This is a genomic window from Actinoplanes sp. NPDC051859 (assembly GCF_044452725.1).
In the GTDB taxonomy this organism is placed as follows: Bacteria; Actinomycetota; Actinomycetes; order Mycobacteriales; family Micromonosporaceae; genus Actinoplanes.
On the sequence record NZ_JBITBX010000007.1, the window covers coordinates 308,642 to 324,127 of the forward strand.

At 69.1% G+C, this 15,486-nt stretch carries 13 protein-coding genes; 7 read left to right on the forward strand and 6 right to left on the reverse strand.

Annotation, left to right across the window (positions count from 1 at the left end; genetic code table 11):
• From ACIA1L_RS20195 to ACIA1L_RS20205, 3 genes are read right to left on the reverse strand one after another with little or no spacing between them, the layout of a single operon-like run.
• Entirely contained in the window at window positions 1–741 is a 741-nt protein-coding gene (locus ACIA1L_RS20195) for an SGNH/GDSL hydrolase family protein (RefSeq protein WP_396074346.1), read from the reverse strand.
• A complete protein-coding gene (locus ACIA1L_RS20200) occupies window positions 738–2,246 on the reverse strand; it encodes a glycosyltransferase family 4 protein (protein ID WP_396074347.1) in 1,509 nt (502 codons plus the stop codon). The genes ACIA1L_RS20195 and ACIA1L_RS20200 overlap by 4 nt, the downstream gene beginning before the upstream one ends.
• A complete protein-coding gene (locus ACIA1L_RS20205) occupies window positions 2,243–2,959 on the reverse strand; it encodes a glycosyltransferase family A protein (protein ID WP_396074348.1) in 717 nt (238 codons plus the stop codon). Before ACIA1L_RS20205 ends, ACIA1L_RS20200 begins: the two co-directional genes overlap by 4 nt.
• A 257-nt stretch (window positions 2,960–3,216) precedes the next feature.
• On the opposite strand from ACIA1L_RS20205, the gene ACIA1L_RS20210 reads away from it, so the two are divergent.
• From ACIA1L_RS20210 to ACIA1L_RS20220, 3 genes are all read left to right on the forward strand, one after another.
• Window positions 3,217–3,582, forward strand: a complete 366-nt coding sequence (locus ACIA1L_RS20210; protein WP_396074349.1) for a hypothetical protein — start codon at window positions 3,217–3,219, stop codon at window positions 3,580–3,582.
• Between the two features lie 113 nt (window positions 3,583–3,695).
• Window positions 3,696–4,436 carry an L-type lectin-domain containing protein gene (locus tag ACIA1L_RS20215; RefSeq protein WP_396074350.1) on the forward strand — a complete coding sequence of 247 codons (741 nt, stop codon included), beginning with the start codon at window positions 3,696–3,698 and terminating at the stop codon, window positions 4,434–4,436.
• A gap of 146 nt (window positions 4,437–4,582) precedes the next feature.
• Window positions 4,583–5,227: a VanZ family protein gene (locus tag ACIA1L_RS20220; protein WP_396074351.1), complete on the forward strand. Its 645-nt coding sequence runs from the start codon at window positions 4,583–4,585 to the stop codon at window positions 5,225–5,227.
• On the opposite strand, the gene ACIA1L_RS20225 is transcribed toward ACIA1L_RS20220, so the two are convergent.
• From ACIA1L_RS20225 to ACIA1L_RS20235, 3 genes are all read right to left on the reverse strand, one after another.
• Window positions 5,188–6,531 carry a nucleotide sugar dehydrogenase gene (locus ACIA1L_RS20225; RefSeq protein ID WP_396074352.1) on the reverse strand — a complete coding sequence of 448 codons (1,344 nt, stop codon included), beginning with the start codon at window positions 6,529–6,531 and terminating at the stop codon, window positions 5,188–5,190. The genes ACIA1L_RS20220 and ACIA1L_RS20225 overlap by 40 nt on opposite strands.
• Window positions 6,532–6,569: 38 nt before the next feature.
• Window positions 6,570–8,474 carry a polysaccharide biosynthesis protein gene (locus ACIA1L_RS20230; RefSeq protein ID WP_396074353.1) on the reverse strand — a complete coding sequence of 635 codons (1,905 nt, stop codon included), beginning with the start codon at window positions 8,472–8,474 and terminating at the stop codon, window positions 6,570–6,572.
• A 271-nt stretch (window positions 8,475–8,745) separates the two neighbouring features.
• Window positions 8,746–10,659, reverse strand: coding sequence for a DUF4012 domain-containing protein (locus ACIA1L_RS20235; protein ID WP_396074354.1), 1,914 nt, complete (start codon window positions 10,657–10,659; stop codon window positions 8,746–8,748).
• Between the two features lie 292 nt (window positions 10,660–10,951).
• Between ACIA1L_RS20235 and ACIA1L_RS20240 the strand changes: the two genes are divergently transcribed.
• From ACIA1L_RS20240 to wecB, 4 genes are read left to right on the forward strand one after another with little or no spacing between them, the layout of a single operon-like run.
• Entirely contained in the window at window positions 10,952–12,001 is a 1,050-nt protein-coding gene (locus tag ACIA1L_RS20240; protein ID WP_396074355.1) for a polysaccharide biosynthesis protein, read from the forward strand.
• Window positions 11,998–13,083 carry an NAD-dependent epimerase/dehydratase family protein gene (locus ACIA1L_RS20245; RefSeq protein WP_396074356.1) on the forward strand — a complete coding sequence of 362 codons (1,086 nt, stop codon included), beginning with the start codon at window positions 11,998–12,000 and terminating at the stop codon, window positions 13,081–13,083. Before ACIA1L_RS20240 ends, ACIA1L_RS20245 begins: the two co-directional genes overlap by 4 nt.
• The gene (locus tag ACIA1L_RS20250; protein WP_396074357.1) at window positions 13,080–14,327 is read left to right on the forward strand and encodes a glycosyltransferase family 4 protein; all 1,248 of its coding nucleotides are present in this window, start codon (window positions 13,080–13,082) and stop codon (window positions 14,325–14,327) included. Before ACIA1L_RS20245 ends, ACIA1L_RS20250 begins: the two co-directional genes overlap by 4 nt.
• On the forward strand, window positions 14,324–15,457 hold the full coding sequence (gene wecB / locus ACIA1L_RS20255; RefSeq protein ID WP_396074358.1) for a non-hydrolyzing UDP-N-acetylglucosamine 2-epimerase: 1,134 nt from the start codon (window positions 14,324–14,326) through the stop codon (window positions 15,455–15,457). The genes ACIA1L_RS20250 and wecB overlap by 4 nt, the downstream gene beginning before the upstream one ends.
• Window positions 15,458–15,486 lie beyond the last annotated feature (29 nt).

Here is a 15,486-nt window from a genome sequence, read left to right on the forward strand (position 1 = left end):
CTACCGCGAGGCAGCGGCTGGAGTCCGGCTGGTGGCGTCGAGGATCAGGTCGGCGACCCGGTCGTGGCCCGCCTCGTTGAGGTGGGCGTGGTCGGCGAGGAAGTCGTCCCAGTAGTGGACGGCGTCGGCGGTGTTGACGAACCGCACGTCGTCGCGTTCGGCGGCGATGGCTTGCAGCAGCTCGTCGTTGTGCCGCAGCACCGGGTTCGACCGCGGGAACTTGTACGGGTCCACCCGCCACAGCCCGATCAGCACCTTGGTGGCCGGCCCAAGCTCGTCCAGGATCTTCCGAAGGCCGGCGTCGAACTCATCCGACGGCAGCCGGTGGTAGCCGCCGCTGACCGCGATGATCGCCCGCTTGACCTGGACTTTCGTGCCGGACATCAGCACCTGCCGGAGCCGCTTGGTGCGGGTCTTCGAGAAGTAGGGCCGCGGTTCCATGCCGGCCGGGCCGCGCCAGCTCTGCGGCGCGAACCGGTCGAGGATGCGTTGCAGGAACCGACTCGGGTGCACGTGTCCTTCGGCGGCGCCGAAGGAGAGGAGCACGACGTCGGGCCGGAAGTCGCGGATCTGCGCGAGGGTCTCTGGCGCCACGTCGGCCACGGTCTGCGCCGATTTGGACAGTTGCAGCGTCTCGACGTCGGCGCCGAGCTTTTCCGCGTAACGCACGGCGTACGAGCGGCCCTGCACGCCCAGTCCGAGGGTGCTGCTGCCACCCAGGAATACGACCTTGATCGTCATGTGGTCCTCGTTCCGCTGTGCGCCGGCTCGGCGCAGTGGTCTGCGAAGTACGGGCGCAGGTCGCCCGCGCGGGGTCCAGCGGCGCGTTTCCAGCCGAGCAGGTCGGCCGGGCGGGCCAGCCACACCCAGGTGGTGGCAGGATCTGTGTCGATGCCGAGCCGGTGCAGCAGCGCGGTGGCGTCGCTTTCGTCGAAGCCGGCGAGCAGGATCCGGACGCGTACGGACGTGGGGTCGGTCGGGTCGTAGCCTTCCCAGTCGATCTGGTCGACGCTGCGCAGCCGGGTGAAGTCGATCCGGGCGGCGAGGCGGACCGGCAGGTCGACCACGGTGGCGAGGTCGCAGACGGCGCGCCGGTCGACGGCGACCCGGCGGGCGTCTTCGGCGGCGAGCAGCGCGGTGATCCGGTCGGTGGTGGCGTCCCAGGTGAATCGGCCGGCCCAGGCCTGACACCGGCGCGCCCACAGTGCGGCTGCGGCCGGGTCTTCCAGCTCGATCAGTGCGGAGGTGAGCTGGCCGGCCAGGTGGGCGGGCCGGGCCACGACCCAGCCGGTGCTGCGGTTGCGCACCGAGTCGCGCAGGCCGGGTGAGGCGAGCACGACCGCGGGGATGCCGAGGCTCATCGCTTCGGTGACCGCCAGGCCCCAGCCCTCCACTTCGGAGGTGCAGACGGTCAGCCAGCCGGAGGCCAGCATCCGGTTGCGCTCGTCGTCGTCGACCCGGCCGTGCAGCGTCACCCGGTCGCCGAGGCCCAGCTCGGCGATCAGGGCGGTGAGCTGGTTGCGGCAGGGTCCGTCACCGAGCAGGTGCACCTCGACGTCGGGGATCAGCTCGGCGACCCGGGGCATCGCGCGCAGCAGCAGGTCCCAGCGCTTGTGCGGGGCGAGCCGCCCGACGCACACGATGCGCGGGGCTTCGGCCCGGCGGGTGCCCGGCACGAGCAGCGGTGCCTGGCCGTTGGCGGCCACGAACACCGGCCCGACCAAACCCAGGACCCGGCGGACTTCCGTACGCGAGGAGGGCGAGACGACGGCGATGGTGCGCTCGCCGTACACGATGCGGTTGCCGACCCGCTCGATCCACCGGCCGATCTGGGCCAGCGGGAAGCGGAAGTGTTGGGCGAACATCGTCTGGTGCACGTGGTGGATGAGCACGACGACCGGCACCCGGCGCCCCACCGCGAGCGGGGAGAAGAACGGGATGCCGTTGCAGGTGTCCACGATCGCGTCGATGTCCCGCCGCCGGCGCAAAAGCCAGAGCAACGCATACAGATAGACCGTGTACGCGTTGCCCATCCGCCGTACGGTGACGCCCGCGATCTCGGTGGTCCGTGCCGCGCCATTCGGCCGGGAGGTGACGATGGTGACCCGTTGTCCCGACGTCGCCATCCGCGCGGTGACCTGGTGCATGTACTCCTCGGCGCCGCCGCCGAGCGGGTGTTCGCTGTCTTTGAAGTTGAGCCATACGACGTGCTCGCCGTCCGCACCGCGGAAGCGTCGACCGGTCATGCCGTGATCCTCGGCAGGATCAGGGTGCTGTCCTGTTCGATGCGGTCGAGGTCGCCGGCCGGGATGCGCCCGTGGGCAGCCATCCGCAGTCCGGCGTGCCGCGCCGTGTCGGGCAGGGCGGGCACGAAGCCTGGGCCGGTGGGGAGCTCGTCGGTGAACAGGAGCTCGGCGACCGGCTGGTCCATGACGGTCAGCCGCTGGCCTTCGGCGGCGAGGCAGACGATGTGTTTGCCGCCGGCCAGCAGGTGGGCCGCACGCCGCAGGGCCGCGACCGTGCCGCGCCCGAACGGGCTGGGCTCACCGAAGCCGACCCAGCGCGCCCGACTGGTTCGGGCGCCGCGCAGGGCGCCGGCTCCCCAGCCGGGGATCGAGCAGCCGAGCACCCGGATCGGGAGCAGCGAGCCCGCGGCGACCTCGTCGACGGCTTCCAGGGTGCGATCGCTGGAACCGCCGTCCACGATCGCGATCGACACGGACAGGTCCAGGGTGAGCAGGGCGGCCGCCGCGTTCGCGAGCCGGACCGGCACGTCGTCCTCGCGGTTGACGACCGGGAAGATCAGCTCCAGATCGACGTGCTGCGCGGGGCGCCCCGGCGGTCTCGCCGTCCGGTCCAGCAGCAGCGGCCGGGTCGAGCCCGGCTGCGCCGCGGCGCTTCTGGTGATGCGGCGTCCGGCCTGGGAAGTGTCGTCGGTCGTGGTGAGAGCATGCTGCATCTCGTCGGCTCCGCCTCCGTTGCCTGATTTGTCCGACCCATTCTGTCGGTATCCGCCGGGTCGCGGGCCGGGGAAACGGACATGTAACCACCTATCCGGATAGTTCTCCCTAAAAACGGTTTGATTGCGCGCACCGAACGAACTAACTCTGGGGGATGCTTGTCGCCGGAACGGCTGCGAAAACCCGGCCGTGGTGCTTAACCCTGAGCGGTTAGTTCGCCGGTGCGGCACTGGATCGCCGTGACTAACGTCGAAGCGTGGACCTCCCCCTGATGACCATCCTCATCACTCTCTGGTCAGCGTTCGTCGCGATGGCCCTGGTGGCGACAGTGCTGTTCTGGCGCGGCCGCCGCACTCGCGCCCAAGCCGTCACGCTGGCGTGGCGCGGCCGCAACCGCCGGGTGGCACCCCCCGTCCGGCTCTCCCCCCGGGTGGAACGCCCCGACTCCGCCGCCCTCGAAAACGCGCACCGGCTCTGGCTCGACGGACTCTCCGGCCAGAACAACTGGGAAAACCTGACGGACACCGGGCGGCATCACCTGCCCCCGGAGCTCCTGCGTATGTCGACGTACCAGCTCGGGCCGGATCGGGTAGCGCGGGCAAAGGTGCCGGACCAGAACTAAACGGGCAGTCGCGCTTCGGCCGAAAGTATGAGGTCTGCCCGTTTGCGGCGTTTCGCTTTTTCGTGCGGTTCAAGGTGGTTTCGACCGTTCCAACCGTACGAGGGGAACACGCAATGCGAAAGCGCTTGGCAACGTGCGCGGCCTTAACCCTGGCCGCCGCACTGGCCGGCACGTCCATGACGCCGGCCGCGGTGGCCGCACCGTCCGGCTCCAAGAAGGTCATCAGCCACTCCGACTTCAGCGCCGGACCCGGCCTGCACATGGTGGGTAGCACCGCCGTCGACGGCATGGCGCTGCGGCTCACCAGCGACACCAAGCGCCAGGCCGGCGCCGCCTGGTCGAAGATGAAGATCAACCCGAAGTGGTCCTTCGAGACCTGGTTCGACGTCTCGATGACCGGAGCGGTCGGCCACGCCGACGGCGTCGCGTTCGTCCTGCAGAACGACGGCCCGATGGAGATCGGCGGCCACGGCGGCAGCATCGGCTACGGCGGCATGACGCACAGCGTCGCCGTCGAGATGGACACCTTCAAGAACCCGAACGACGTGGACAACAACCACGTCGCCCTGGTCATGCATGGTGCCTCGGACGAGACCCAGTCGATGGTGGCACCGTCGCCGATCCAGATGTTCGGCCAGGACATCCGGGTCCGGATCACCTGGAACGCCAAGACCAAGATGCTCAAGGTCCGCGTGAAGGCCATGGGCGGCGACGAGATGAAGATCCTCGAAGAGCACGTCGACCTGCGCAAGGCACTGGGCTACAAGAAGGCCTTCGTCGGCTTCACCGGTGGCACGGGCGAGGACGTGTCCGTACAGAAGATCAAGAACTGGCACCTCAAGGTCATGCACTGACCCGCGCGTGGCCGTCGCCGGTCCCGGCGGCGGCCACACCGGAATCTTGACCATGCCGCCTAACCCGGACCGGTGACGACGATCATGCCCTGCCCGTCCGGGCCGCCTAGGGTGCAAAGAATGCCCATCGCGACCGTTTCGGCTTCATGACGCCCGAGAGCCTCGCCACCTTCGTCACCAACCCGGTCCCGCAGGTGGTCTTCGTCGCGTGCCTCATCTGCGCCTGGCCGCTGAGCCGGTTCGCCCGCCACCGCATCACCGGCTACCTCATGCTCGCCTCGGTGGCGATGATCGTCGCGCTGACGGCCACCCCGAACTATGTGCCGCCGGTCGCGCCCACCCTGGTACCGCCGCACTTCCTGACCCAGTGGAACGAGCCGCGCCTGGTCTGGTCGCTGCTCACCGCCGCGCCCTCCGACGCCGAGCAGATCGCGAACATCGCGCTCTACGTGCCGCTGGGCCTCGCCGGACACGTGCTGTGGCGCAGCGTCCTGCGCACCACCGCCTACGGCTTCCTGCTGGTGCTGACGATCGAGACCGCGCAGTACCTCATCCCCGGCCGAGCCGGATCCATCACCGACATCCGCAACAACACCCTGGGCACGTTCCTCGGCGCCCTGGCCGCCGCGGCCGTCCTCCTCGCCGCGGCACTAGCCGGTCGGCTTTGGCGCCGCGGTCACACAAAACGGCGGCTGCCGGACCTCCCTGTCCCGCAGCCGCCGCCGAGCGATAAAGCTCAGAGCACTGAACCTCAGAGCACCACGCGGTGGACCAGCTCGTTTAGGCGGTAGGTCGCGTCCAGCAGGACGGACGTGTCCGCCAGCCACGAGTAGTCGACGCCCGGGTGCAGGGTGTGCACGAGGACGGCGTCCCACTCGGACGGGTCCGTGGTCTGCACCGAGCGCAGCCGGCCACCCGGCACCAGAATCGACTCGACCAGCTCGTCGGTGAACGACACCGAGGCACCCGCGGCGCGCATCCGCTCGATGATCTCCAGCGCCGGCGACTCCCGCACGTCGGCCACGCCCGGCTTGTACGCCACGCCCACCACCAGGACCTTGGCGTTGCTCAGCGCCTTGCCGCTGGCACCCAGCACCTCGACCAGCCGCTGCACCACCCGGCCGGGCCGCGCCGCGACCTGGTGCATCGCCGTCTCGATCAGCGGCGAACTGACCCGGTCGGCGCGCAACTGCCACAGCAGGTAGTGCGGGTCGCACGGGATGCAGTGCCCGCCGACGCCCGGCCCCGGATAGAACGGCATGAAGCCGTACGGCTTGGTGGCCGCCGCGTCGATGACTTCGGTGATGTCGAGGCCCAGGCCCCGGCTGATGTCCGCGAACTCGTTCGCCATCGAGATGTTGACCGCGCGGAACGTGTTCTCGTAAAGCTTGGTCATCTCGGCGGTCTCGACGCTGCTCACCGGGTGCACGAAACTGGCGCAGCCCTCCAGCAGCTCGGTCGTCCGCCGCACGCACTCCGGGGTCACGCCACCGACGACCCGGGGCACCTGCTTCTGCACGTGCCGTTCGTTGCCCGGGTCGATGCGTTCCGGCGCGAACGCCACGAAGATGTCCCTGCCCACCACGAACCCGCGCTCACGCAGCGGCTCCACGAGGAAGTCGCGGGTGCAGCCCACGTACGTGGTGGAGGTCAGCACCAGCGTCTGCCCGGGCACCGCCTGGGCCACGACGGTCCGGCAGGCCGCCCGCAACGCGTCGAGGTCGGGGGCGAGGTGGTGGTCGATCGGCGTCGGCACGCACACCAGCACGATCCGGCCGGTGGCACACTCGGCGGGGTCGGTGGTGAGGCGGAAGTCGTCGCCGGTGTCGAGCGCGTCGAGCAGCCGGGACTTGTCGGAGGGCAGCAGGTCGGCCGTACCCTCGCGAATCTCGGTGAGCCGCGCGGCGCTGATCTCCAGGCCGACCACCCGCTGGCCCGCGCTCTGCAGGGCGAGCGCGGTGGGCAGGCCGACGTAGCCGAGCCCGACGACCGCCACGTCGTAGCGGAACGTCGGCTCGTCCACGGCGGGCCGGGGGGCGGGCATGCCGAGCCGCGACAATCTCGCCGGCGTCTCGACGGTCTGCGAGGAAAGCACGATAGATCCTTCTCTTCTCGTTCGGGGGTAGGCCGGTATCAGCGGTTCGGCACCCGCAGCACGACCGTCTCGCGCAGATCCGCGGGACCGGCCTGCCGGGCGATGTGGGCACCCACCGGCACCCGGGCCGGGCCGGTGCACAGACCCTTCAGCGACTGGACGATCCGGCCGGACTCCGCGTACGGCGCCAGGATCTGCACCTCGTACGGGTTCAGCGCGGGAACCGCGACGTGCGAGATCAGCGGGTGCAGCGGGCGCACGTCTTCCTCGCCCTCGCCGAACAGGTCCTCGTGCAGCTTCTCGCCGGGACGCAGCCCGGTGTAGACGATCTCGACCGGACGGTCGGCCTGCTCGGCCATCTGCCGCGCGACCTGCGCGATCCGCACCGGGCGGCCCATCTCCAGGACGAGCGCCTCCCCGTCGCGGCCGATCGCGGCGGCCTGGATGACCAGCTGCACAGCTTCCTGCACGGTCATGAAGTAGCGGGTCACGTCGGGGTCGGTGACGGTGACCGGCCCGCCGGCGGCGATCTGCGCGGCGAACGCGGTGAGCACCGACCCGCGACTGCCGAGCACGTTGCCGAACCGCACGCTGAGGTAGGTCCCGTCGCCGGTGGTGGCGGCGTGCGCGGTGAGCCGTTCGGTGATCCGCTTCGAGTAGCCGAGCACGCTGCTCGGGTTGGCGGCCTTGTCGGTGGAGATGTTGACGAAGCGCTCGACGCCGACCGCGGCGGAGGCTTCGAGGACGGTCTGCGTACCCCAGACGTTGCTCTTGACCGCCTCGCCGGGGTGGTTCTCCAGCAGCGAGAGGTGCTTGAGCGCGGCGGCGTGGAAGACCACCTGCGGCCGGCGCTCGGCGAAGATCGCGGCGATGCCGTCGGCGTCGCGCAGGTCGGCGAGGATCAGCTCCGGGCTGTCCAGCAGCGCCCGGCCGTGGATGGACAGCTGCACGGCGTGCAGGGCGGACTCGTCGCGGTCCAGCATCATCAGTTCGGCGGGCGCGAAGCGGTGCAGCTGGCGGCACAGTTCCGAGCCGATCGAGCCGCCCGCGCCGGTGACCAGCACCCGCTTGCCCTTGAGGTAGCCGGCGATCGCGTCGAGGTCGGTGTCGACCTGGTGCCGGCCGAGCAGGTCGGCGATGTTCACGTCGCGCACGTCGGACGCGCTGACCGTGCCGTCCAGCAGTTCGGTGAACGACGGCACCACCTTGAAGGAGGCGCCGGCGTCCAGCGTCCGGCGACGCACCTCGCGGATGATCTCGCCGTCCACGTTGGCAACGGCGAAGATGACCGTACGGGCACCGGTCGACGCCAACGCCTCAGCGATGTCGTTGCGGTCGCCGCGCACCGCGATGCCGTTGACCCGCAGGTGCCGCTTGCCCGGGTCGTCGTCGATGAGGCCGACCGGCACGTACTGGCTGTTCGGGTCCTGCAGCAGCGAACGCAGCAGCCGCTGCCCCGCAGCCCCCGCGCCGAACAGCAGCACCGGAGTGCCGCGCAGCGCGTCGGGGCGCAGCCGGCGCTCGTGCTGGAGGCGCCGGACGTACCGGACCGCGCACATGGCGATCAGCGCGACGGACCCACCGACCACTGTGACGCTCAGCGGCACCGGACGGGCCGGCATCGCCAGATCGATCGCGAACAGGACCAGCACCACGGCCAGCGCGGTGGTGAAGACCGCCCGCACTTCCTCGAAGGTGCCGAAGCCGTACCGGCCGCGGTAGAGGAACTGCTGGTGCCCGATCACCGTGTGCAGCACCACGGCGACGGCGACGGCTGCCACGGTGGCGGTCATCGGCGCCGCCACGAGGTCACCGTCGTACCGGGCGAAGACCGCCGCTCCCAGGCCGAGCGCCCAGGCACCGGCATCGACCAGCCAGGGGCCGAGGACACGCGTACGCGTAGCCGGGGTGTCGGACTGCCGAATCAGCGCTGCGAATGACATACGGCCTCTTCAGAGTGAAATTCGATACCGAACGGTCTTCCCCCAGCGCGGCCGCCGCGGAAATGCGATAACGCCGTTCCACTAACGGCCCCGCATGCCTACGGGGTCGATTAAAACAACGCGCTGCGGCGTCGCGCATACATGCGTAGTTCGGCCCCATCACCCTGTCCATATGGCGGATACCGTGGGCATAAATGGGCGAGCCGGAGCGGATTACCGAAATGCCCCACCGCCGGCGTGGCGATGGGGCACAACGGCACTACCTGGTATTTCAGGAGCAGGCGGCACCCGACTGCACAGCCTGCTGCCACGGCCGCACGCCCGGCGTCGTCCACAACCGAGGGTGCACCGCCTCGCCCTTTTCCGGCAGCGTCCCCGGCTGAATCGTCACGTCGTACGTCTTACTGGTCCCCGGCGGCAGTTCCGCTGTGACGATCGCCACCGCCCGATCCCGTTCCAGACCCGAACCGAATTCGACTTCCTGACCGTTCGAGGTGACCGACACGACCCCGCCCCCGGTCGGACTGAAAATCATCAGGTTGGTCCGCGACGTGTACTTGTCCCCGGTCAACGCCAGCCCGGTCACATAGTCCGGCAGGTTCGCGGTCGGCGCGGTCGACCCCAACGTCACCTTGAGATGGAAGTCCCGGCCACCCTCCTCGTCACACTTCCCGGCGCTCAGCTCGGCAGCGTGGTTCAGGTAATAGCTCAGCTTCGCGCCCGTACCGTCGTTCAGGAACACCCCGACCGTGGGATGCGTCGCGTCGTCGGCGGGCAGCCGCCCCTCCAACACGGTCCCGGCCAGCGCGGCCTCCTCCGCCGGATCGGCCGTCCACATCAGCAGCCGGCGCTCACCCGCCGCCTTCGCCAACTGCGTCACCATGCCCTTGGCGTCACCCTGACCCTTGATCAGCGCCTCGAACGTGGCCCGCGCCGCCTTCGCGAAATAGGCATCCTGGTCCGCCGGGTCCGGATACTTCGCGTACGCCTCCGACAGCAGCACCCGCACCGCATTGTCGGCGGTCAGCGCCTCCCCCACCGGCATCTGCACCGCACCGGTCGCCCGCAGCAGGTACGACAACGCCACCGGGTCGGTAGCCAACACACCGTCCACGGTGACCCCGGACCGCTGCTTGTACATCGCCCGAATCAGACCCGCCGCGGTCGGAAAGTCCGGCGTCAGATTGACGTCCGCCGGAAACACCGCCGGCCGGTCGGTGTACAGCGCAATCTGATCGCCGTCCAACGTCTGCACCGGCGGATCGAACGTCTTCATGTCGCTCGCCGCCGTGCCCTGGTCGGTGATCGTCACCGCACCCGCATCCGCATGCACCACGATGAACGCACCCGGCATGCCACCGGTCGCCCGAATCTCCGCATTGTTCTGGAACAACACCAGGTAGTTCCGCGGCCCCTGCGCCCCCAGCATCCGCGGCAGCAACTTCGCCGCCCGGTCCGCCGTCGACACCAGCTGATCAGCCTTCGCCAACCCGTCAGCCAGCTGCCCCACAGCCGCGCTGACCTGGTCCATCAGCCCGTCCGACTCGATGCCGTCCACGTCAGCGCGGGCCTTCTTGATCACCGCCAGACCGGACGCAATCCGTGGCGCAGCCGTCGACAGCGACGCCAGATCGACCCGGCCGTTCTTCGGCGCCAACGCCTTCGGATCCAACCCCGACGCCACATCCAACAGCGCCGGCAAGCCATCCGCGGCGAGCTCATCCAAGACCCTGGCCACCGTACGCACAGCGCCCAGGTCATCCCCGAAAAGCGGAAGCTTCCCCGCCACCGCCCAGCCGACCCCGTCCGTCTCGTCCCGGGCCGCCTTGGTCTCCAGCTGCAAAGCAGACAGCGTCCCCTTCGCGGCGGCGACCTCCCCGGCGCGGATCTGCTGCTGCAGCTGCGAGAACAAGCCAGCCGCGGTCTGCAGGTGCCCCTTGGCCCGGACCCCCTGCACCCCCACCCAGCCAACCGTCAGCACCAGCACGACCACCAGACCGGCGGCGGCCAAAATGAAAGCCTTTCGCCGCTGCGGCTTCCGCTGTTTCGCATTCGGCGCGGCAGACTCCGCGGAAACGCGACGCACTTTCTTGAACTCGATGCGCTGCGCCCCCGCGTCCGCGGGCGGAGTGAAGGAATATCGATCCGGACCGCTCGGCGACGGATTCTGATCTTCGTCAGGCACGCTGATGATTCCCTAAAACGACAGTGAGGCGCCCAGACGGCGTCCGCAGATTGATAAAGGCGACCACTCCCCCGGCGCAACGCCTTCGGTCGCGGAGTGTCCGAACTTCGGCCATCCCTGACTAACGGAACGGCGGGCCGCAGGATGTTCGGCCTACCCCCTTGCGGTGAAATCCGTTGGCCTGTGCAGGACGACCGAAACCTTTCCGCTCCGGTCCGACACCCGACCGCCGAGGCCTCGTTGGTCTCGGGTGAATCGATCGTCTTTCAGCGATGCTCGAAAGGATCCCCTCTTGTTGCCCTCCCTCCAGGACCAACGCTTTCTGATCACCGGCGGCACCGGATCGTTCGGCCAGACCATGGTGGCCCGGCTGCTGGCCGCCGGGGCTTCTGAGGTGCGGGTATTCAGCAGGGACGAAGCGAAACAGGACGATCTGCGCCGCCGGCTGCGAGACGACCGGGTCCGCTTCTACGTCGGCGACGTCCGCGACGCGGAATCCGTGACGAAGGCGGCGCGCGGCGTGAGCTACGTCTTCCACGCGGCCGCCCTCAAGCAGGTGCCGTCGTGCGAGTTCTTCCCGCTGGAAGCGGTCAAGACCAACGTCCTGGGCAGCGCGAACGTCATCGAGGCGTGCGAACGCAACGACGTCCAGTCGGCGGTCTTCCTCAGCACCGACAAGGCCGTGCAGCCGATCAACGCCATGGGCATCAGCAAGGCCCTCATGGAGAAGGTCGCCCAGGCGCACGCCCGCAACAACCCGAACGCAGCGACCAACGTCTCCTGCGTGCGCTACGGCAACGTCATGTACTCCCGCGGCTCGGTCATCCCGCTGTTCATCGAGCAGATCCGCGCCGGCCAGCCCATCACGGTCACCGAACCGAAGATGACCCGCTTCCTGATGTCGCTGGTCGAGTCGGTGGACCTGGTCGAGCACGCGTTCAACCACGCCCGGCCGGGCGACATCTTCATCCGCAAGGCGCCCGCATCGACCATCGCTGACCTCGGCGAAGCGCTATGCAACCTCTTCGGCGTCCCGTTCAAGATGAACATCCTCGGCGTCCGGCACGGCGAGAAGATGGCCGAAACCCTGGCCAGCCGCGAAGAGCTGGAACACGCGGAAGACTTCGGCGACTTCTTCCGAGTGCCGCTCGACACGCGCGACCTGAACTACGCCCTCTACTTCGAAGAGGGCGAGACCGAGCGCGAGCAGATCTTCGACTTCAACTCGTTCAACGCCCCCCGCCTCACGGTGCCCGAGGTGGAAAAGCTGCTGCTGACGCTGCCGGAAGTCCGGGCGCAACTCGCCGCCGCCGACCGCCTCCCCGACTCGGTGCCGGCATGACTGAATCCCTCGTCCTCACCGGCGCCGGTGGGTTCCTGGGCTGGCACGTCCGCGTGCTGGCCCGCGCCCTCGGCTTCCCGGAACCAACCATCGTGGACCGCGCGACGCTGGCCAGCCCAGCGCTGCTCGCAGATGCGCTGAACGGCGCCGACCGCGTCATCCACATCGCGGGCATCAACCGCGGCGAACCGCACAAGGTCACCGCGGGCAACGTCCAGCTCGCCCAGCAACTGATGGCTGGCCTGCGCGCTTGCCCCACGCCGCCGAAGACAGTGGTGTTCGCCAACTCGATCCAGGCGGGTAACGGCACCGCCTACGGCGACGGCAAAGCCACCGCGGCGGTGCAGCTCGCCGAGACCACGCGCTGGCTCGGCTCGACGTTCGCCGACGTCCTGCTCCCGAACCTCTTCGGCGAGCACGGCCAGCCGCACTACAACTCGGTGATCGCCACCTTCTGCCGGCTCCTCGCCGATGGCGGCACACCTCAGATCAGCGGTGATCGGGAACTGGACCTCCTGCACGCCACCGACGCGGCGGCCCTGCTGCTCGGCACCACCGATGCACAGCCCACCGTGCGTCGCACCGTGCAGCAGCTCGCAGACCAACTCGAACGGTTCGCAGCCACGTACCGGACCGCCGAGATTCCCGATCTGGCAGACCGGTTCGACGTACGCCTGTTCAACACGTACCGCTCCCACCTGGCCCCGGCGCCGTACGGCCTGACCCGGCACTCGGACGCCCGCGGCAGCCTGGTCGAAACCGTCAAGGTGCACGGCGGCGGCGGGCAGACGTTCTGCTCGTCCACGGTTCCCGGCATCACCCGCGGCCAGCACTTCCACCTGGCAAAGGTGGAACGGTTCGTCGTCGTCCGCGGCGAAGCCGAGATTCGCCTGCGGCGCGTCCTGCACGACGAGGTGCTGACCTTCCGCGTATCCGGCGAGGAGCCGGTCGTGGTCGACATGCCGACCATGTGGGCGCACGACATCACCAACGTCGGCGACAGCGAGCTGACCACGCTGTTCTGGTCCAACGACCTCTTCGACCCGGCCAACCCGGACACCTACCCGGAGCCGGTGCGATGAAGATCGGCATCATCTCGCAGTGGTATCCACCGGAGCCGTCGTCGATCCCCGCGAACCTGGCCGACGGCCTGGTCGCCCGCGGGCACGACGTCCGGGTGCTGACCGGCTTCCCCAACTACCCGGACGGCAAGATCTATCCCGGCTTCCGTCAGCGCTGGGGCCATGCCTCCCGGCAGGACGGCGTCACCGTCCGGCGAGTCCCGCTGTATGCAAGCCATGACTCGTCCCCGGTCCGGCGTGCGGCCAATTACCTGTCGTTCGCAGCGACCAGCACGGCCGCCGCCTGGCAGTTCCTCGCCGACGTCGACGCGGTCTACGTCTACCTGACCCCCGCCACGGTGTTCGCGGCACCGGCGCTGCTCAAGTTGCTGCGCGGCGTCCCGAGTGTGATCCACGTCCAGGACCTCTGGCCCGAGTCCGTCACCCAGTCGTCGATGGCGCCGTCCGGCGCGATCGGCCGCTCCGTCGAACGCGCGCTGCACGCGGTCATGCGCCGCGTCTACCGTTCCGCCGCCGGAGTCGCCGTCATCGCACCGACCATGCGCGACATGGTGATCGAGCGCGGCGCCGACCCCGACCGCACGCGGGTGGTGCTGAACTGGGCCGACGAGGACGTCTTCCGCCCGGTCCCGCTCAGCCCGGAAGCCCGGCGCGTCATCGGCCATCGCGACCGATGCACCGTCATGTACGCCGGAGCGATGGGCCCCTTCCAGAACATCCCCACCGCCGTACGCGCTGCCGCAAGCCTCTCCGAGCGCCGGGAGATGGACCTGGTGCTAGCCGGATCCGGCATCGAGGAGCAGGCGGCCCGAAACCTGGTCACCGAGCTGGGCGCCGACAACGTCCGCTTCCTGGGTCGCCTCCCTATGGACGAGATGGCCGCGCTCTACGCCGCTGCCGACTTCCAGCTGGTCAGCCTCGCCGACAAGCCCATCTTCCGCGGCACGGTCCCCTCCAAGCTGCAAGCGGCGCTCGCCTGCGGCTCACCGGTCGTGGTCTCCGTCCCCGGCGACTGCGCAACGCTGGTGGAAACCCACGGCGTCGGGCTCGCCTCCCCACCGGACGACTGGCGTGCCCTGGCGGAGCGCTTCCAGCACGCCGCCAAGCTGTCCGTCGACGAGCGCGCCGCGATGGCCCGCCGCTCCCTCGAGGTCTACCGAACCCAGATGTCCCGCCAAGCAGGTATCGACCAGCTCGAAGACATGCTGATCGCCGCCGCCATCACTGGAGGACGCAAACGATGACCAAGGTGATGACCGTCGTCGGCACCCGGCCCGAAATCATCCGACTCTCCCGGGTGATCAGCTGCCTCGACGAAACCGTCGACCACGTTCTGGTCCACACCGGCCAGAACTGGGACCCCATGCTCAGCGACGTCTTCTTCGAAGAACTCGAGCTGCCCAAGCCGAATCGGTTTCTCGGTGTCGACACGTCTTCGTTGGGCCGCGTGCTCGGCGGGGTGCTGGCAGGCGTTGAGGAGGCCATCAAGGAGGAGCGGCCCGATGCGCTGCTCGTCCTGGGCGACACGAACAGCTGCATCGCCGCGTTGATGGCCCGCCGAATGAAGGTGCCGGTCTATCACATGGAGGCCGGGAACCGCTGCTTTGACCTCAATGTGCCGGAGGAGACCAACCGGCGAATGGTCGACCACGTTAGCGACTTCAACCTGGTCTACACCGAGCACGCCCGCCGGAATCTGCTGGCCGAAGGCCTGCACCCGCGCCGGATCATGCACACCGGGTCGCCGATGCGGGAGGTGCTGGAACACTACCGGCCGAAGATCGAAGCCAGCCAGGTCCTCGACCGGCTCGACCTCAACGCAGGCGAATACTTCCTGGTGAGCGCCCACCGCGAGGAAAACGTCGACGATCCGGAACGGCTCGGGCAGCTGCTCGACTGCCTCCGGGCCGTCCGCGACCGGTGGGGTCTGCCGGTACTCGTCTCGACCCATCCGCGTACCCGGAAGCGGCTCGAAGAGCGCGCGGATGATCCGAGCTCGCTCGCGAACATCGTCTTCCACGAGCCGTTCGGTTTCCTCGACTACGTCCACCTGCAGACGAAGGCGAAATGTACGCTGTCCGACAGCGGCACGATCAGCGAGGAGTCGTCGATCCTCGGCTTCCCCGCGGTAACGCTGCGGGATTCGATCGAGCGTCCGGAAGCCCTCGACACCGGCGCGATCATCATGACCGGCCTGGACCCGTACGGCGTCGTCGAGTCTGTCGGAGCGATCACGACAGCCGGTTCTGACGTAACCGTGCCCGCCGACTACGCGATCGACAACACCTCGGCTCGAACGGTGCGGTTCATCCTGTCGACCGTGCGCCGCCATAGCGCCTGGTCCGGTATCCGCCAGCCCTCGGCCAGCGCATGAGTGCACCGGAACAGTCCGCTTACCGCGTG